Below are 18,235 nucleotides of genomic sequence, written 5' to 3'. Positions count from 1 at the left end.
GTTATTCTCCACGTGGGAAGCGGGCGTTTTCTTCGACGACGTTGAGGTCCATGTGATTGCGCATGAACCGTTCCGAGGCCTTCTTCAGCGGCTGGTGGTCCCAGGGGTAGTATTTGCCATTGCGCAGCGCCTCGTAGACGATCCAGCGGCGGGCCTGGGAGCGGCGGACTTCCTCGTCGAAGCGATCCAGATCCCAGCGGGCCTCGGCTTGCGCGCGGAAGTCGGCGAGCACCTCGGCGTGGGCAGGGTCGTCGGTGAGGTTGGTCAGCTCATGCGGGTCATTTTCCAGATCGAAGAGCTGATCGGGGTCCAGCGCGCAGCGGTTGAACTTGTACTTGCCCTGGCGCAGCGAGATCAGCGGCGCGTAAGAGGCCTCGGCGGCATATTCCATGGCGACGGGCGTGGTGCGCTCCGTCCCACTTGCCAGCGGCAGGAGCGATTCCCCTTGGGTCCACGGCGCGACCTCATCCATGGAAATACCGGCGATGTCACAAAGCGTCGGGCAGACGTCGATGTTGGAGACCGGGGTCGCCTCGTGGCGCGGCTCCAGCCCCGGCGCACAGAGCATCATCGGCACGCGGGCCGACCCTTCGAGGAAGCTCATCTTGAACCACAGGCCCCGCTCGCCCAGCATGTCGCCGTGGTCGGAGACGAAGAGGATCACGGCCTCTTGGCGGGTGCGTTCCAGCGTGTCGAGGATCTCGCCCACCTTGTCATCGAGATAGGAGATATTGGCGAAATAGGCGCGGCGCGAGCGTTTGATGTCGTCTTCGGTGATGTCGAAGTCGCGCCAGTTGTTGGCGTCGAAAATACGCTTGGAATGCGGGTCGTGGTCCGCGTAATCCATCGCCGGAACGGGCGGCAGCAGATGCTCGCAGTCCTCGTAGAGATCCCAGTATTTCTTGCGCGCGACATAGGGGTCATGCGGATGGGTGAAGCTGACGGTCAGGCACCAGGGGCGGTCGTCATGACCGCGTGACAGGTCGTAGATCTTTTGCGTGGCCTCAAACGCGACTTCGTCATCGTATTCCATCTGGTTGGAAATCTCGGCCACGCCGGAGCCGGTGACACTTCCCATGTTGTGATACCACCAGTCGATACGCTCACCCGGCTTGCGATAGTCGGGGGTCCAGCCAAAGTCGGCGGGGTAGATGTCGGTGGTCAGGCGTTCCTCGAACCCGTGGAGCTGATCGGGGCCGACGAAGTGCATCTTGCCCGACAGGCAGGTGTGGTATCCCGCGCGGCGCAGGTGGTGGGCGTAGGTCGGCAGGTCGGCGGGAAATTCGGCGGCGTTGTCGTAGACACCGGAGATCGACGGCAGTTGTCCCGACATGAACGAGGCACGCCCCGGCGCGCACAGCGGCGAGGCCGTGTAGCAGTTCTCGAACCGGACCGATTTGGCCGCCAGCCGTTTCAGGTTCGGCGCATGCAGCCAGTCCGCGGGGCCATCGGGAAACAATGTGCCGTTCAGCTGGTCGACCATCAGGATGAGGATGTTGGGCTTGCTCATTGGGGCTGTCCGATTTCCTTGTCCAGCGCGGCGAGCACATGTTCTGCCGCGTCGTGTCCGTGGAGCGCTTGGGGGATGATGGCGCTGCGCAGGTAGAGTCCGTCGATCAGACCGGCGATGCGTTCGGCCACGCCTTCGGCCTGGTCGCCCACCAGAGGGCGCAGGTCATGCACGAGGTTGGAGTGCAAGCGGCGGTGGTAGACCGCCAGCAGCCGCTTGGCCGCGTCGGAGGATTGCGCCAGCACGTAGAAGTTCAGCCAGGCCGAGATCACCTCCTGCCGAAAGTTGGTGGTGGAGAAACTGGCGCGGATCATCGCCTCGACCCGGTGACGTGGGGTTTGGGCGGTCAGGAGCGCGCCCCGCACCTCGGCGCCGTAAATCGTCAGGATGTGGCGCATGGCGGCGAGGAAGAGGTGCTCCTTGTCGCCGAAGTAGTGGAAGGCCAGGCCCGAGGAGACGCCCGCACGTTTCGCGATGCGGCTGACCGTGACATTCAATGTGCCCGCTTCACCGATCTCGTGAACCGTCGCTTCGATCAGCTGACTTCTGCGCTGCGCTTCTGTTGCCATGGCGTGCCTCCGTTTTGCGGGGAGCTTAGCAATTGTTGACTGACGGATCAATCAATATTAGGCAGCCGGACTCGGAGGCGCGCCGTCCGTAGGGTGATGGTTTGGTTTTCACCGCCAGGCGTTAGGGCGTGCTGTGTCGACGTGGCGAACTGGACGCAGCGTCCGCACGCAGGAGTTGCATTTTACCTCTTGACAATCGTTAACATATGGAGAATCGCATGTGTCAAAGTGGCGACTTGCCATTTGAATAATCAGTTCAAAAGCTATTTCCCGCGTGTAAAGCTGTCGTTACACAGTCGTTCCTCTGAAGGCCCGAGCAAACTTTTGTTGTTCTTGTAAAGTGTATTTCGGGGCGTGCCGAAGTCTGTAGCCGCGTTGCAGATCGAAACACGTCCGCACCTTGTCGGGCCTTCGGAAACTATTGTCCTAGTGGTGAAGCGGGGTGCCCTGTGGGCGTTTCGTGTATCAAGTATCAATGCCTGTCCCGAGGCATTGCTTCGTTTCGTATCGCTTTTCTCCAAAAGCGGTTTTGTGGTTAGTGCTGTTGTGTGACGGGCCGTCGTGGCCCACCGGATCTGGATGTTGGCCACCCGTTGACATCCAGATCCACCTAACCCCCCCAATTCCTCAGTCGATGCGACCGCTTGGGCGGTAATTTCAAGCGTCAAGCTTGACCATGCCCATTCTGCACGTCAAGCTTGCGACTGAGTATTTCAGTACAGTTCATATGCAGCCTTCAGTAGATTGCGGGGTCGCAGAAAGGGGAGGACATGCCTGTCCGGTCTGATTTTGAACACCAACGCCTGTCGCGCCGAAGTTTTCTAAAGACCGCCGCAGGCACCGTCGCAGTCACCATTCTTGGTCTGCCGGGCGGCGGTGGGCAGCGTGCGATGGCTGCCGGGGCGGCGTCCTCTCCGCTGGGGCCTGTTCCGGGGGTTGCAGCGCAGCGCGTGGAAGGGCTGGCCAAGGTCACGGGGCAAAAGATCTTTGCCCGCGATCACAATGCCCGCGACATGGATGGCTGGCCGGACAAACAATGGCATGCCATGTATCTGCGCGCCCGCACCACGCAGGAGGCTTTTCTCGGCATCGACCTGACAGCCATGCCGCCAGAGGCGCAGCCCACCAAGCAGATTCTGGCCGATGACCTTGACCCGCGGCTGTTCGATGTGCCGTTGGCGTTCAGCCGCGACCTGCATGTGGATGCGCGTCTGATTGAACGCGAAGCGGCCGAGACAGGGGCGGACAAATCCAGCTTCAACCAGCCGGACGGTCTGCAATTCGATCTGCTTGTGATGCCTGGGTATACCGCGAATTACCTCGGACAAGCCGTGGCGCTTCTGTTGTTTGACAGCCTGTCCGCGTATCGCGCCGCGCATCGCTTTCTGGCGTTCGACGATGGCCGGGTGCAGCGCTATGGCGCGGGCAAGGGGCCCGAGGGCACACCTGCGCCGAACACGCCGTTCAATTACCCGACCCATTATGTGAAAAGCGGCGACTTCAGCTATGCCGCCGCAAAGACATCGGAGGTCTATGACGCGGGGCTGGCAGACGCCGAGGCCGAGATTGCCGCGGCGCTGGCGGAACCCGGTCTCCTGCAACAGCCGATCTCCATCGACATGCGCGCCATGGACCCGATGTTCATGGAGCCGGAGGCCGGCCTCGTCTGGGTCGATATGCAAGCCAAGGAGATGAACGTTGTTCTGGGCACGCAGTCGCCCGACGGCGACGTGCAGAACATTGCCAGTATGTTCAAAAGCGACGGCTCCCCGATACGGGATCTACAGGGGGTGACGCTGACCAGTTGCTACCCCGGCGGCGGCTTTGGCGGGCGTGACAGCTCGCCGTTCTCGCTGATGCTGGCGCTGGCGGGGGCCTTTGCCGACGGCAATCCCGTCCGGCTGGCCTATGATCGGTTCGAGCAGTTCCGCGTCGGGTTGAAACGACACGCCACCAAGGCCGAGGGGACGCTTTACGCCAACCCGGACATGATGCTGGAGGCGATTGATCTGTCGATGGTCTTTGATGGTGGCGGGCGACGCAACCTGTCGCCTTACGTGGCCTCGCTGGGGGCGCTTTGTGCAGGTGGCAGCTACAGCTTTCCCATGGCGAACATCCGTGCGGAGGCCGAGCATACGGAGAATATCTCTGGCGGATCGCAGCGTGGGTTCGGCGGCCCGCAGGCGTATTTCGCCATCGAGACCGCCATGGACGACCTCGCCATCGCGCAGGGCTGGGACCCGGTGGCCTTTCGCCGCGCGAACCTGATCGAAGAGGGCGGGCAGACGGTGGTCGGCGGCCCGATCGAGCAATCCTTGCGCCTGTCCGACATGATGGACATTGCCGAAGGGCATCCGCTTTGGGCGGATCGGGCCGGGATCAAGGCGGCCTACGAGAATGCGGCGGGGCACGAAAACCGCCGCTACGGCACCGGGATCGCCATGTCCTTGCAGGCCTACGGCACCTCTGGCGACGGGATGGTTGCGGCGGTGAAGCTGGCCCGGGACGGCACGCTGACGGTGCAGTCCGATGCGGTGGATATGGGCAACGGGTCGGCCACGACGCTGGGTGTGACCATCGGGCCGATCCTTGGGGCCAATGCGACGACGGTGGATATGGGCGGCTACACGCTGTTTCCCCAGACACAGATGAGCGACGTGCGCAGTGACGTTGATCTCTGGACGGTCGATCCGATGTGGACGAAGAAGGGCACCGGGTCATCCTCGGCCTGTCTGACCGGCCTGCACCAGGTCCACACGGTCCAGCAAACGGCGACGGCGCTGCTGCGTGGGTCACTGCTGGTGGCCGCAGCCGAGGTCTGGGGGCTGGACGGTCTCGAACCCGAGGATGTGGTCTGGGAGGATGGGATGCTTGTCCCGGCGGGCGAGGGGGAGCCCCTGCCTCTGAGGCTGCTGGCGGAGATGGTCTACGACTTGGGCCTTCCCACCGGCGCGCTGGGCCACGCTTATTTCCAGAACACATGGGTCGAAGCTGATTTTGACACGCGCGGCGGTGCGCTGCGGCTGCAACTGGACGGGTTGGCGTATTACACAGAGGACGGTGACACGCCGACGCCCATCGCGCGGCAAAACGGCAGCTACCCCGCGCCAGGCACTGCACGCTATTCGCGCTATGTCTGGGCGCCCTGCATCAACGTGGTGGGGGCCAGCGTCGACACGACCACCGGCGATGTGCGGGTGGAAAACGTGCTGAGCGTGTTGAACGCCGGGCATATCCATGTGCCACAGATGGTGTCGGGGCAAAGCCAGGGCGGCGTCGCCATGGCCATCAGCTATGCCCTGCTGGAGGATATGCCACCCGGTATGGCCGGCCCGGCCGATGGGACCTGGAACCTCAACCGGTATCATGTGGCGCGCGCGACGGATGTGCCGCTGGGTGGTGTCTACGCCCCCGGCGCGCGAGCGCAGGAATTGATCACGCTCGACCCGCCGCCGGGCACCGGGCGCGTCGGGCGGGGCATCGCGGAGGCGGTCATGTGCTCCGTCCCGCCGGCCATTTCCAACGCCTTGCGCGATGCAACCGGGGTGCGCTTTGGCTCACTGCCGATCACGCCGGAGAAAGTTCGGGAAGGGCTCAAGACATGACCATTCGTTTGACCGTCAATGGCACCGCGCATGAGATCCCCGACAGCCGCGGCACTGACACCCTGCTGGATTTTCTGCATGACGATCTGAACCTGACCGGGACAAAGTTCTGCTGCGGCATCGGGGTATGCCGCGCCTGCACCGTGCAAGTGTCCGAGCCGCTCAATCCTGTGCCGACGCCAACCATCAGTTGCTCTACCGCGTTGGCGACGTTGAACGGAACCGAGGTGTCGACCATCGAATCCGTGGCGCGCGACGGCCAGCCCGATCCGGTGCAGCAGGCGTTCCTCGATGCGTTTGCCTTTCAATGTGGCTACTGCGCGCCGGGGTTTGTCATGGCAGCGCGCATGTTCCTCATGGGGCTGAGAGCGCAACCCGTGCCGGAGGACCAGTTGGAAAGCGCGATGATGGACGCGATGGGCACGCATATTTGCCGCTGCACTGGCTACGTGCGCTACTTCGATGCGCTGCGCAGTCTCGCCACGTCCATCAACGCCGGGGAGGCCATCGAGCTATGACGCGTCCTATCATCGCCTTGTTGGCTGTCTGCGCGGTCCTGACCGCTTTGCCGGATCGTGTGCCGGCGCAGTCTTCCTCCGCCATCTATGGCCAGGCCTGCGCCGCCGAGATCGAAGCGATCCCCAGCTTTGAGTGCGCTGATGGCGTGACAGTTCCCATCACGATTGACGGGGTGGAGGTCACCGACCGTGCCCCGGCGACCTGCGATCGTCCCGGCCTCTTGGACAACGGCCATGGATCGGATGGGCAATGTGTCCCGTTCTCGCGCATCCTGAACCTGTCGACGGAGGCGGCTCAGGTCTCTGTCATGTGTCGGCAAAAGAAGTTTCGCAGCCATGACGCCACGGAGTACGACGAGATCGACGTGATTGCCCACAATCCGGACACCGGCGCCACCTGCTGGTTTCAGGCAAAGGCCGACGATGGGGGCACGGTCAGTGGCGTGGCGGTGCCTGCGCCGACCTCGGCCACGGACACAAGCTTTTGGGTGTCGCCGGAGGCAGTCGTCGCAGACGATTGTGGCAGCTGTCACGACAATGACCCGTTCATGTACTCTCCCTTTGTAAGCCAGGTCTGGGACCACGTGCCGACCAACCCGTTTGGGCCCTATACCCATGTGGGTCAGGACCTCGGCTTTGATGCCTGGCCCCGGTGGGAGATGGCGCCGCGCGACAACACCTGCCTGAGCTGCCACCGCATCGGCACCGGACAGTGGGCTGTGGGTGGTGTGCCCCCGGACGACCAGAACCACGAAAAGCCCGGCACTTGCGGACAACTTGCGTCATGGATGACGGGCGCGCCCTTTCCCGGCGCGGATGAACTGGCGCGCAGCTACCCGCTCAGCCATGCCATGCCGCCGAATATCGGTATGACAGAGCAGGAATGGGCGGTGCGGTATGGTGACTCAGTGGCGCAGGTTCATTCTTGCTGTGCGGACCCGTCGCAGGCATGGTGCAACGTGCGCGAGATTCGTTCATACGTGGAGGACCGATCCAGTCCATGAAGAATTCAGTGGCCTTTCCGCATTTGCTGAAAGCCAAGCTCCTTACTGACCTGTCGCCTGACGACAAAGCAGACTTCTTGAACCGGTGCACCGCCCGGATGTATCAAACCCCGGAGATCTTCCTGCATCAGGGAGAGCAGTCTCCGGGTCTGTTTATCGTGGCGCACGGGCGTATGGATGTCTTGCTGACCAGTCCGGGGGGCGAGCAGACCCTGTTAGCCCACCTCGGCCCCTGTGAGACCGTGGGCGAGATCGAATGCATCTCTGGCGGGACCTGTATCGCCACGTGCCGTTCGCAGCCCATGACCACAATGTTGTTTTTGCCGACCGATGTGTTGTTCGAATATCTGCGCATGCCGATCTTCATTCGCAACGTCGCTGCGGTGTTTCGCAGTCGCATGCAACAAGACAACGCGGTCAAGGCGTTGGACCTGCATGGCACGTTGGATCAACGGCTGTTTTTGCGGTTGCGGACCCTGTGCGACGGCAGAGACCGCGTGCGCGCCAACCAAGCTCATCTGGCCGAGATTCTCGGCTGTTCGCGTCAGAGCGTGAACAAGGCGCTGGGTCGACTGCGGACGGAAGGTATCATTGATGTGTCCAAGGGCGAGGTGCGCATCCTGCAGCCAGACGCTGTGGTCGAAGGCCTGTCGAACCTGCAAGACAAGTAACCCCGGGATCTGAGGGCCGCGCCAAGGGGGGCGTGGGTGTCTTCTGCGGGCGAAAATCCTCTCGCCACTGCCGCTGCGATTTCCTATCTTTGGGCGAATCGAGACGCGGTGGGAGGTTTTCGATGCGATTGTTGATGGCGGTTTTGGCGGTCACGCTCGGCGTGGCGGGGGCCGTTTGGGCGCAGGACCAGATCGTACTGCCCGACGACGTCATGGATGCGCCGGGGCAGGGGGTTCAACCGCCGCTCGCTGGCGGGACGGAATTCGTCATGAAGCCTGTCACCGTGAAGGACCAGAACCAGCTGCGCGGACGATACGGTGCCGCGTGGACAGATGGCGAAGTCAAACAACGCGCCGCCGTCACCTGCGCCGAAGCCGGGATGCGCCTGGTCTATTTCAAACCCGACGCCCCCGACACCAAGGGTCGCAAGGAATTCGCTGCCGTGTGCCAATAGCCCGGCGCGCCTCATGCGGCTGCGCCAAAACCCGTGGGATACGCGAATCGTCGCGCCTATCTGCCGGAGCAGCCGCCGCGCAGGCGCGTCATCAGGTGCCAAACGTTGCGCGTTCTACACACTTTAGTGGCAAACCTATGCAATATCTTTCAAAATCAGTCATTTCCCATGTTTTATCCTGTTCCCGTATCGGGGCAGGATGCGTATAGTTTTGGAATTAACGCGGCTCATATTGCGAAGACGCGACAGGGGGATATGAAGAATGATCAGATCGGAACTGATCCAGAAGATTGCGGACGAGAACCCGCATCTGTATCAGCGTGACGTAGAGCGGATCGTGAATACGATCTTCGAAGAAATCACCACTGCCATGGCCCGGGGCGACCGGGTCGAGCTGCGGGGCTTCGGAGCGTTTTCGGTCAAGAAACGGGATGCACGCACCGGCCGGAACCCTCGCACGGGTGAATCGGTTGAGGTCGAAGAGAAACATGTGCCGTTCTTCAAGACCGGGAAGCTCTTGCGGGACCGCCTGAACGGGAATTAACTCATGCGCTACATTCGCTTTGCTGTCTACGCGGTGGTCGCCATCGTGCTGATCGTGATTTCTCTGGCCAATCTCAGCCCGGTAGAACTCAGCACTTTGCCGGACGGTCTGGCAGCGGTGCCCGGTATGGGGTGGCTGGCGGTATCAGTCCAACTGCCTTTGTTCATTGTGGTTCTGGGCGCGATGCTGGCGGGCTTTGTGCTGGGTGAGCTGTTCGAATTCCTGCGTGAGCACAAGTATCGCGTCGAGGCCCGCAGCAAGAAGGGCGAAGTTCGCAAGCTGGAGCGTGAGTTGAAGAAAACCCAGGGCGAGCGTGACAAGGACAAGGACGAGGTTCTCGCGATCCTTGACCAATCCCGCGCCTGACAGGCAGCAGACCGACACGGCAAGGGCGGCTCTTTGAGACGCCCTTTTCCCTTTTGAAGGAGCCACCCTTGGCTGACATTCGTGTGAAAATCTGCGGTCTGACCCGGCCGCAGGACGTCGACGCCTTGGTGCAGGCCGGTGCGGCCTATGCCGGGTTCAATTTCTTTCCCAAAAGCCCGCGGTATGTGACGCCTGTACAGGCGCGCGAACTGGCGCTGGATTGCCCGCCGGGACTGGCCAAGGTCGCGCTCGTGGTAAACCCCGACGACGCTCTGCTTGATGAGATCACCGCCATTGTGCCGCTTGATTTCATCCAGTTGCACGGTCAGGAAACGCCGGAGCGCGTCGCCGAAGTGCGCGCCCGTTACGGTCTGCCCGTCATAAAGGCCGTTGGCCTGTCGTCCGAGGATGACCTGCCCAAGATCGACGCCTTTATGGCGGTGGCCGATCAGCTTCTGATCGACGCCAAAGCGCCCAAAGGCGCCAAGTTGCCCGGCGGCAACGGGCTGCCCTTTGACTGGCGGTTGATTGCGGGCCGCCGTTGGCCCAAGCCGTGGCTGCTGGCCGGTGGGCTGACCGCCGACAACGTGGCCGAGGCCATCGCCATGACCGGCGCTGTGCAGGTGGATCTGGCCTCTGCCGTCGAAAGCGCACCGGGGGTCAAGGATCCCGCTAAAATCGCGGCCTTCATCACCGCGGCCCAAGCGGACCCCGTGCCACGCTTCTGACCGACGGCTTAGAGCAACTCCAACACGCGTTCCGGTGGACGCCCGATCACGGCCTTCCGGCCTGCGATCAAAACCGGGCGCTCTATCAGCTTTGGCTCCTGCGCCATGGCGGCGAGAAGGGTCTCGTCACCGGAATCTTTGCTCAGCCCCATCTCCTTGAACGCGGCCTCCTTGGGTCGCATCATCTCGATCACCGGGACACCGAGCAGCGCGCGCAGGCCGCGCAGCTCATCCGCACCGGGGGCGTCCTCCAGATAGCGGCGCACCACGACCTGCGCGCCGCGCGCTTCGAGCAGCGCCAGGGCTTCGCGCGATTTGGAACAGCGGGGATTGTGCCACAAGATCATAGCCATTTCTCCCGTCCGGTGCCGACTGCGTCGGCCACGTTGGCGAACCCGTCCCGCGCCAGCAAGCTGTCCAAACCGCGCGCGATCTCCGCCCCCAGTGACAGCCCGCCGTAGATCAGCGCCGTGTAAAGCTGCACGGCAGAGGCTCCGGCGCGGATTTTCTCATACGCCTGTTCGGCAGAGCCGACGCCGCCCACGCCGATCAGCGGCAGCTTACCCTCGGTCAACTCTGACAATCGGGCCAGCGTGCGCGTCGACTTCTCGAACAAGGGCGCGCCCGACAGGCCGCCCATTTCGCCCTTATGCGCGGAGTGCAGCCCTGCGCGGTCGAGCGTCGTATTCGTCGCGATCACCCCGGCCACGCCAGAAGACAGCGCCACTTCGGCCACGTCCCGCAGGCCGTCGGCATCCAGATCCGGCGCGATTTTCAGAAACACCGGGATCGGTTTGGCCAGCCCATCCCGGGCCTCCATCACGCCTGCGAGCAGCGCCGACAGCGCCTCCTTGCCCTGCAGGTCTCGCAGCTTTTCGGTGTTGGGTGACGACACGTTCACCGTCGCGAAATCCAGATGCGCACCGCAGCGTGTCAGCACCTTGGCGAAATCTGCGGCGCGGTCCTCGCTGTCCTTGTTCGCGCCAAGGTTCAACCCCAGCACCATGCCAGCCGGCCGCGTGGCGAGACGGGCAGCAGCGGCTTCCATCCCTTCGTTGTTAAAGCCAAAACGGTTGATTGCGGCGCGGTCTTCCGTCAGGCGAAACAGGCGCGGCTTGGGGTTGCCGGGCTGCGGGCGCGGCGTGATTGCGCCCACCTCGACAAAGCCAAACCCGGCGCGCGCCAAGGGCGAGAGCGCTTCGGCGTTCTTGTCGAAGCCCGCCGCCAGACCTACCGGGTTGGCCAGCGCCATCCCCGCCACGGTGCAGCGCAGCCTGTCCGATTTGACCTCCCCGGCCAAAGGCGCGAGGCCAGAGGTCAGCGCCTTCAGCGCCATCCCATGCGCCGCTTCCGGGTCCATCCGGTGCAGGGCCGCCAGCCCCAGTTTCTCGATCATCTTCATCCGAAGATCTCTCCTGCCTCTGAGGGGGCGGTGCGGATCAGCCGGGAATCGGCCACAGCCGCCTGCCGATGCACCACGGCCTTTGCATACTCCGCGTCCTTAACCATCGCCAGGAACGCATGCGCCGACGGATAGCGTGCGATGAACATATGGTCCCAGACCTCGTCCGAAGGCCCGATCAGCGTGCCGCGAAACGTCCCTCGCCACAGGATCGACCCGCCGACGCGTGCCAGAACCGGGCCGCTCTCTGCGCCGTAGCGCGCATAGGCCTCCGCCCCCCTCATGGTCTGCCCGAACAGCGCGTGGCCGTCCGGGTAGCTGGCCACCTCACGCATCCGCACGAGGTTCAGCATCTCGCAAGGCTCATCGCGATCCAGACCTTTGAACAGGTCGAACTGCGCGCGCGTCGGGTCGATGTTCACGCGAAGCCGTCCGGGAATCGATGCGCGCCGTCTACCAGCGGCAAGGGCTGGCACCATTCGATGTGCTCCAACTTCAGCGGGCCGTAGTAATGCGGAAACAGCGCGCCGCCACGCGATTCCTCCCACTTCAGGGCGTCTTCCATCCGCTTCACCTCCAGCGCGGCGAGGAACAGACCGTCCTCACCGGCGAAATGCTTGGCGGCGGTTTCGCGCGCTTGTTCGGTGGTGGAAAAATGGATGTAGCCATCAGCCACGTCGATGGGGGCGCCTTGGGTTTCGCCCGCCTCGCGCAGGGCGACCCATTCGTCGGTACGGAGAATCTTGTAAATCTGCATAGGGGAGGGGATGCCGCGAAGCGCAGCGTGGGTCAAGGCAGGAGCCGTCGCGGGGTCCATGAGGCCACTGGGCGTCGCGGTGATTTCGGGCAGCCCGTCATGCGGCTGTCACTTGCCGTAGCGATACCCCTGATCGGCCTTTGACTCTTTGAGAAAACGGGGGTCTCCTACCCGCATAAGAACATCGACGGAGAGGTTTTTCATGTTCCGCACAATGACCAGCGCCGCAGCGCTTGCCCTGATCGCAGGGTCCGCCAGCGCCGACTATTCCCTGACGGTCCTGCACACCAACGATTTTCACGCCCGGTTCGAGCCAATCTCGAAATACGATTCCGGTTGCTCGGCAGAGGACAACACCGCCGGCGAATGCTTTGGTGGCTCGGCCCGCCTGCAAACCGCGATCACCGACGCCAAGGCGCGCAGCGACAACCACATCCTTGTGGATGGCGGCGACCAGTTTCAGGGCACGTTGTTTTACACCTATTACAAGGGCAAGCTTGCCGCCGAAATGATGAACCAGATGGGCTATGACGCGATGACCGTGGGCAACCACGAATTCGACGATGGCCCGGAAGTGCTGCGCGGCTTCGTCGATGCGCTCGACTTCCCGATCCTGATGTCCAACGCGGATGTCTCGGGCGAGCCGCTTTTGGCTGACACCCTGATGAAATCCACCGTGATCGAACGTGGCGGTGAAAAGCTTGGCCTGATCGGCCTGACGCCACAGGACACCGATGAGTTGTCCAGCCCCGGGGCCAACATCATCTTCACCGATCCGTCAGAGGCCGTTCAGGCCGAAGTCGACAAGCTGACCGAGCAAGGCGTCAACAAGATCATCGTCCTGTCCCACTCAGGTTATGGCGTTGACCAGAAGGTCGCTGAAAACACCACCGGCGTCGACGTCATCGTGGGCGGCCACACGAACACGCTTCTGGGCGATATGGAGGGGGCAGAAGGCGCCTACCCGACCATGGTTGGCGACACGGCCATCGTGTCGGCCTATGCCTACGGCAAGTTCTTGGGTGAGCTGAACGTGACCTTCGACGACGAGGGCAACGTCACAGAGGCCTCCGGCGCGCCGATCATCATGGACGCGGCCGTAACCGAGGACGAGGCCACAAAGTCCCGCATCGCCGAGGCCGCCGTGCCTCTCGATGAGATCCGCAACAAGGTCATCGCAGAAACATCCGAGCCGATCGACGGCTCTCGCGATGTCTGCCGCGCCGGCGAATGCCAGATGGGCAACCTTGTGACCGACGCCATGCTTGCACGGGTCAAGGATCAGGGCATCGACCTTGCGATCAACAATGGCGGTGGTCTGCGCGCCTCCATCGACGGGGGCGAGGTCACCATGGGCGAAGTGCTTACCGTGCTGCCGTTCCAGAACACGCTGTCCACGTTCCAGGTGACCGGCGCCACCCTCAAGGAAGCGCTTGAAAACGGTGTCAGCCAGATGGAAGACGGCGGCGGCCGCTTCCCGCAGGTCTCCGGCATGTCCTTCACCGTCGATCCCTCGGCAGAGGTCGGCAGCCGCGTGTCCGAGGTCATGGTCGGTGACGCCCCGCTGGACGAAGGCAAGGTCTACGGCGTTGTGTCCAACAACTATGTGCGCAACGGCGGTGACGGCTACGCGATGTTCCGTGATGCCGAAAACGCCTATGACTTCGGCCCCGACCTCGCCGATGTAACGGCGGAATTCCTGGCAGAGGTGGGTCCCTACACGCCCTACACCGATGGCCGCATCAAGGTCATGGGCACCGAATAAACCGCGTCGCATAAGGCGATCATGATTATGGGCCCTTCCCCATCCGGGGGAGGGCCTTTACCGTCCTGCCAAGCGGAAGACACGAATGATCCTGGCATTTTGCGGCTTCTTTGCTTCAAAAATAATGCCGCAGGGACGAGGGCAAAGCCCCCTCCGACGTTCAGAACATCGCGCAGGTTAACAATTTGTGACGTACGTCATTGTCTAAGGTAAGCCACCGATCGGTAGCGCGCTGCAAGCCAGCCGGTTCGTGCATGAACTACGGTTAAATTGCGCGAAGACAGCGCAGCTTAGTTGTGGAAGAACCGGCCTCACACTGCTCAATCTGGGCTCGATACAACAGCGCGCGATGGGGTCATCCCACCGCGCGCTGATTTAAGTCTTGTAAGGATTAATCTGTCCGGGCGGTCAGGCGGCGTTGGCCCCATCGGTGAACTGCAACCGCGCCAGACGCGCATAGAGGCCGCCCTCAGCCACCAGCGCGTCATGGGTGCCCTGCGCCACGATGCGCCCGCCGTCCATGACAACGATCCGGTCGGCCTTCTTCACCGTTGCCAATCGGTGCGCCACGATAATGGTTGTGCGCCCCTCCGCCAGACGGTCCACCGCGTGCTGCACAAGCCGTTCGCTTTCGGCATCCAATGCGCTCGTTGCCTCGTCCAGCAGCAGAACCGGCGCATCCCGCAGAATGGCGCGCGCAATCGCCACACGTTGCTTTTGCCCGCCGGACAGCATGACGCCGCGCTCGCCCAGCCAAGTGTCGTAACCCTCTGGCAGAGAGGTCAAAAAGTCATGCGCAGCCGCCGCATGTGCCGCCGCTTCGACCTCTTGATCCGTGGCATCGGGGCGGCCAAAACGGATATTGTCGCGGGCCGAGGCGGCAAAGATCACTGGGTCTTGCGACACCAATGCCAAGTGCTGGCGAAACCCCTCCCGCGCCATATCCGTCAGCGCCACGCCGTCCAGCGTGATGCGTCCCGACCGCGGATCGTAGAACCGTTGCAGCAGTTGAATGATGGTGGTCTTGCCTGCCCCCGAGGGACCGACCAGCGCCACGGTCTCTCCGGCGCGAATGTCCAGCGTCACGCCGTCCAAGGCCGACACGCCGGGGCGAGACGGGTAGGAAAAGTGTACGTTGTCGAACGATATGTCACCGCGCACCGGGGCGGTCAGAACCTTGGGCTGTGCCGGGTCCTGAACGATATCTTCGGCCTGCAACAGCTCTACCAGACGCTCCGTCGCGCCGGCGGCCCGTTGCAGTTCCGAGAATGTCTCGGACAGTGCGCCGACGGCTCCGGCGACCATCACGGAATAGATCACGAACTGGATCAGTGCCCCGGCGGTCATGTCGCCCGCGCGCACGTCCCATGCGCCAATCCAAAGCACGCCGACAATGCCGGTAAAGACGAGGAAAATCACGATCATGGTCAGCGCCGCACGGGTCCAGATGCGTTTGCGCGCAGCGACGAAACTTTTCTCCGTCACCTCGGCAAAGGCCGAGCGCGACAGCGTTTCGTGAGAATAGGCCTGCACTGTCTGCACGCTGCTCAGCGCCTCGGACGCATTGCCCGAAGATGCGGCAATCCAATCCTGGTTTTCACGGCTCAGCACGCGCATCCGCCGCCCCAGCACAAGGATCGGCACGATCACCAGCGGCACGATGAGCAGCACCATCCCGGTCAGCTTCGCCGAGGTGAAGAGCATCAAGACCAAGCCGCCGGTAAACAACAGGATATTGCGCAATGCGATGGAGATGGAGGAGCCGATGACCGACAGGATCAGGGTGGTGTCCGTGGTGATCCGCGACAGCACCTCGCCGGTCATGATCTTCTCGTAGAAGGCCGGAGACAAGCCGATCACGCGGTCGAAAACGGCCTTGCGAATGTCGGCCACGACCCGCTCGCCCAGCCGGGTCACCAGCGCATAGCGCAGCGCCGTGCCAACCGCCAGAACGCCCGCAATCGCCAGCGCCGCGCCAAAGTAGCGGTCCAGCATCGCGCCATCGCTGCCGTTGAAATTGTCCACCACGCGGCGCACCGCCAGCGGCAGCACAAGCGAGGTGCAGGCTGTCAGCACCAGCGCGGTGATTGCGGCGAACATCAGCCCCTTGTAGGGCCGCACAAAAGGCCACAGGGCGCGCAATGCGCCGACGTTTTTCGACTTTTCACGCTCTTCGCCAGCGGCTTTTGCCGGTTTGCGGGCCATGTCTTCTCCTGTGGTCTGACGCACAGGCGGTTGTGGAACGCCGCGACCGTGGGGTCAAGTATTCATAGGTCGCGAGGCGTCCTTAGCAGGTCTGTCAGAAAGGGGAGGGTATTGGAGCGGGTACACGGGATCGAACCGAGATAGCCTGCTTGGAAGGCAGGTGCTTTACCATTAAGCTATACCCGCTCGGGGCAGTGCCGTATCTATGCCAGCAAACGCCCCCGGTCAAGCCGTTCTGCGGCAGTTTTCGCAAGGGGGCGTCGTGGCGCGGATTCTCATTTTGTCGAGCGAGGTGGCCTGCGGTCATGTGGGCCTGTCCGCAGGGCAGCCCGTGCTGCAACGGCTTGGCCACAGCGTGACGGGCCTGCCCACGATCATGCTGTCGAACCATCCCGGATTTGCCCATGTGGCGGGTGACCGGGTGCCGGTGGAGCGTCTGCGCGCAATGGTTGACGCCTTGGCGGACAATGGCTGGCTTGGCGCGCATGACGCGGTGCAGACGGGCTATCTGCCAAGCCCTGAGCATGTGGATTTTGCCTGCGAGCTGATCGACCGGATGCGGGCCTTGCGCCCCGGTCTGCGCGTCATCGTTGATCCTGTCCTGGGCGACGATCCCGGCGGGCTGTACGTGTCGCAGGACACGGCCATGACGATGCGCGAATCCTTGATTTCGCGCGCCGACATCGTGACGCCGAACCGGTTCGAAGCGGAGTGGCTTGGGCATGTGCTTAACCAGACCGCGCGCGTGGTAGAGACTTCAGCGCGGGCTGGCGCGCGTTTCGGCGCGCTGGACAGGTCCGCCGACGGGGCCACGTTCTACCCGGTGGCAAAACAGGCAAACGTGCCGCAGGGCACCGGCGACATGCTGGCAGCCCTGATCGCGGCGGATGTGCCGCTTGGGCAGGCGCTCGGGTACTTGCAATCGCTGATCGCCGCCAGTCTTGGTGCGCCGCATCTGGCCATCGCCGAAGCGCACGACATATGGACGCGGGCAACCGCCCTGAAAGGAGAGCCACATGGCCTTTGATTTCATCCTGATGCTGACCTCCAACGACCGCACCATTCCTGACGCGCGGGTGCGGCTCGAAGAGGCGCTCGCAGGCGGTGTGCGCCATATCGGGTTCAAGGACGTGGGCCTGCCCTTCGACGAACTGCGCGGCCTGTCCGACGCCATTCGCGCCGCGGGAGGGCGGTCTTACCTGGAAGTTGTAAGCCTTGATGCCGATTCGGAAATCGCCTCGGCCCGCGCGGCGGTGGGCCTTGACGTGGACTGCCTGCTTGGGGGCACACGCGCCGCCGAAGTGACGGAAATCACCCGCAGTCATCCCCTGCGCTACTACCCGTTTCCAGGGCGGATCGTCGGCCATCCGTCAGTGCTCGAAGGGCCGGTGGAGGCGATCGTCGACAGCGCGCGTCGCCTGACTGATCTGGAGCATGTGCACGGTCTGGACCTGCTGGCTTACCGCTTTGCCGGAGAGGTGCCAGACCTGATGCGCGCGGTTTGCAGTGCGGTGGACAAGCCCGTCATCATGGCCGGTTCCATCGATTCGGAAGACCGCGTGCGCGCCGTGGCCGAAGCGGGGGCGGCTGGCTTTACCGTCGGCACAGCGGCGTTGGACGGGGTTTTTCCTGCCGAGGGGGAGGGCTTTACCAGCCAGATCCGGTCCATTCTTGACATGACAGGCCGCGCACGGCGGTTGTCTGCCGCGCCGCGCCGCATCGCTTTGGTGGCCCATGATGCGCGCAAATCGCATCTGCGCGCCTGGGTTCTGCGCCATGCCAAACTGTTGTCCGGTCAGCGCGTGATCTGTACCGGCGGCACGGGCCGTCTGATCACGGATGCTGTGCCGGACCTGACCGTCCACCGGCTTCAACGCGGCAGCATGGGCGGCGACCAGCAGCTCGGCGCGCTGATCGCGACCGGAGAACTGGACGCGGTGATCTTCTTTGCCGACCCCTCCGACCGCCACGCGGTCGATGCGGATCTGCAAGCGCTGACCCGCTTGGCGATTTACCACGATACGCCGCTGGCGCTGTCTCCATCGGCAGCAGATGCGCTGATGGACGGTCTGATCAGCGGGTAATCTTGTGGTGCGGCACGCGCACCGTTGACATGGCGCGCGCGGCGCGCTCAAC

The 18,235-nt window shown here is 63.2% G+C and carries 18 protein-coding genes and 1 tRNA gene; 11 read left to right on the top strand and 8 right to left on the bottom strand.

The features are described from left to right. Position 1: 1 nt before the first annotated feature. Both betC and betI read right to left on the bottom strand, forming a co-directional pair. A complete protein-coding gene (gene betC / locus J4E08_RS16200; protein WP_349539395.1) occupies positions 2 to 1,510 on the bottom strand; it encodes a choline-sulfatase in 1,509 nt (502 codons plus the stop codon). Beyond that, positions 1,507 to 2,079 carry a choline-binding transcriptional repressor BetI gene (gene betI, locus J4E08_RS16195; RefSeq protein ID WP_349539394.1) on the bottom strand — a complete coding sequence of 191 codons (573 nt, stop codon included), beginning with the start codon at positions 2,077 to 2,079 and terminating at the stop codon, positions 1,507 to 1,509. Before betI ends, betC begins: the two co-directional genes overlap by 4 nt. A gap of 770 nt (positions 2,080 to 2,849) precedes the next feature. Between betI and J4E08_RS16190 the strand changes: the two genes are divergently transcribed. The 8 genes from J4E08_RS16190 (at position 2,850) to J4E08_RS16155 (ending at position 9,970) form a co-directional block, all read left to right on the top strand. Beyond that, positions 2,850 to 5,684 carry a xanthine dehydrogenase family protein molybdopterin-binding subunit gene (locus J4E08_RS16190; protein WP_349539393.1) on the top strand — a complete coding sequence of 945 codons (2,835 nt, stop codon included), beginning with the start codon at positions 2,850 to 2,852 and terminating at the stop codon, positions 5,682 to 5,684. After that, a complete protein-coding gene (locus J4E08_RS16185) occupies positions 5,681 to 6,202 on the top strand; it encodes a (2Fe-2S)-binding protein (protein ID WP_183967716.1) in 522 nt (173 codons plus the stop codon). Before J4E08_RS16190 ends, J4E08_RS16185 begins: the two co-directional genes overlap by 4 nt. After that, positions 6,199 to 7,206, top strand: a complete 1,008-nt coding sequence (locus J4E08_RS16180) for a hypothetical protein (protein ID WP_349539392.1) — start codon at positions 6,199 to 6,201, stop codon at positions 7,204 to 7,206. The genes J4E08_RS16185 and J4E08_RS16180 overlap by 4 nt, the downstream gene beginning before the upstream one ends. Continuing rightward, a complete protein-coding gene (locus J4E08_RS16175; protein ID WP_349539391.1) occupies positions 7,203 to 7,877 on the top strand; it encodes a Crp/Fnr family transcriptional regulator in 675 nt (224 codons plus the stop codon). Before J4E08_RS16180 ends, J4E08_RS16175 begins: the two co-directional genes overlap by 4 nt. A gap of 122 nt (positions 7,878 to 7,999) precedes the next feature. After that, positions 8,000 to 8,332: a hypothetical protein gene (locus tag J4E08_RS16170; protein ID WP_349539390.1), complete on the top strand. Its 333-nt coding sequence runs from the start codon at positions 8,000 to 8,002 to the stop codon at positions 8,330 to 8,332. Between the two features lie 262 nt (positions 8,333 to 8,594). Beyond that, positions 8,595 to 8,876 (top strand): integration host factor subunit beta, encoded by a 282-nt coding sequence (gene ihfB / locus J4E08_RS16165; protein ID WP_183967724.1) that lies wholly within the window; start codon positions 8,595 to 8,597, stop codon positions 8,874 to 8,876. Between the two features lie 3 nt (positions 8,877 to 8,879). Further along, positions 8,880 to 9,242 carry a LapA family protein gene (locus tag J4E08_RS16160; protein ID WP_183967725.1) on the top strand — a complete coding sequence of 121 codons (363 nt, stop codon included), beginning with the start codon at positions 8,880 to 8,882 and terminating at the stop codon, positions 9,240 to 9,242. Positions 9,243 to 9,310: 68 nt separating this feature from the next. Further along, positions 9,311 to 9,970, top strand: a complete 660-nt coding sequence (locus J4E08_RS16155; RefSeq protein ID WP_183967726.1) for a phosphoribosylanthranilate isomerase — start codon at positions 9,311 to 9,313, stop codon at positions 9,968 to 9,970. 8 nt (positions 9,971 to 9,978) lie between these two features. Here the strand turns inward: J4E08_RS16155 and arsC are convergent, their stop codons facing one another. The 4 genes from arsC to J4E08_RS16135 are packed head-to-tail and all read right to left on the bottom strand — an operon-like array spanning position 9,979 to position 12,129. Then, positions 9,979 to 10,317: an arsenate reductase (glutaredoxin) gene (arsC, locus tag J4E08_RS16150; RefSeq protein WP_349539421.1), complete on the bottom strand. Its 339-nt coding sequence runs from the start codon at positions 10,315 to 10,317 to the stop codon at positions 9,979 to 9,981. Next, positions 10,314 to 11,372 carry a quinone-dependent dihydroorotate dehydrogenase gene (locus J4E08_RS16145; protein ID WP_349539389.1) on the bottom strand — a complete coding sequence of 353 codons (1,059 nt, stop codon included), beginning with the start codon at positions 11,370 to 11,372 and terminating at the stop codon, positions 10,314 to 10,316. The genes arsC and J4E08_RS16145 overlap by 4 nt, the downstream gene beginning before the upstream one ends. Continuing rightward, positions 11,369 to 11,794 (bottom strand): DUF1330 domain-containing protein, encoded by a 426-nt coding sequence (locus J4E08_RS16140; protein ID WP_502949286.1) that lies wholly within the window; start codon positions 11,792 to 11,794, stop codon positions 11,369 to 11,371. The genes J4E08_RS16145 and J4E08_RS16140 overlap by 4 nt, the downstream gene beginning before the upstream one ends. Further along, entirely contained in the window at positions 11,791 to 12,129 is a 339-nt protein-coding gene (locus J4E08_RS16135; protein WP_183967729.1) for a DUF952 domain-containing protein, read from the bottom strand. The genes J4E08_RS16140 and J4E08_RS16135 overlap by 4 nt, the downstream gene beginning before the upstream one ends. Positions 12,130 to 12,331: 202 nt before the next feature. Here J4E08_RS16135 and J4E08_RS16130 point away from each other — a divergent pair, with 202 nt between their 5' ends. After that, the gene (locus J4E08_RS16130) at positions 12,332 to 13,894 is read left to right on the top strand and encodes a bifunctional metallophosphatase/5'-nucleotidase (protein WP_349539387.1); all 1,563 of its coding nucleotides are present in this window, start codon (positions 12,332 to 12,334) and stop codon (positions 13,892 to 13,894) included. A 408-nt stretch (positions 13,895 to 14,302) separates the two neighbouring features. Here J4E08_RS16130 and J4E08_RS16125 read toward each other — a convergent pair whose 3' ends face one another. Together J4E08_RS16125 and J4E08_RS16120 are read right to left on the bottom strand one after the other, a co-directional pair. Then, positions 14,303 to 16,099, bottom strand: coding sequence for an ABC transporter transmembrane domain-containing protein (locus J4E08_RS16125; protein WP_349539386.1), 1,797 nt, complete (start codon positions 16,097 to 16,099; stop codon positions 14,303 to 14,305). 112 nt (positions 16,100 to 16,211) lie between these two features. Continuing rightward, positions 16,212 to 16,285 (bottom strand) — tRNA-Gly (locus tag J4E08_RS16120). 76 nt (positions 16,286 to 16,361) lie between these two features. Here J4E08_RS16120 and J4E08_RS16115 point away from each other — a divergent pair. Both J4E08_RS16115 and J4E08_RS16110 read left to right on the top strand, forming a co-directional pair. Next, positions 16,362 to 17,126, top strand: coding sequence for a bifunctional hydroxymethylpyrimidine kinase/phosphomethylpyrimidine kinase (locus tag J4E08_RS16115; protein WP_349539385.1), 765 nt, complete (start codon positions 16,362 to 16,364; stop codon positions 17,124 to 17,126). Next, entirely contained in the window at positions 17,116 to 18,183 is a 1,068-nt protein-coding gene (locus J4E08_RS16110) for a methylglyoxal synthase (RefSeq protein WP_349539384.1), read from the top strand. The genes J4E08_RS16115 and J4E08_RS16110 overlap by 11 nt, the downstream gene beginning before the upstream one ends. Positions 18,184 to 18,235 lie beyond the last annotated feature (52 nt).

This window comes from Sagittula sp. NFXS13, from assembly GCF_040148795.1.
GTDB classification, from domain to species: domain Bacteria; phylum Pseudomonadota; class Alphaproteobacteria; order Rhodobacterales; family Rhodobacteraceae; genus Sagittula; species Sagittula marina.
The sequence above is the reverse complement of the archived record's forward strand: the minus strand, read 5'-3'. Positions and strand labels throughout refer to the sequence as shown.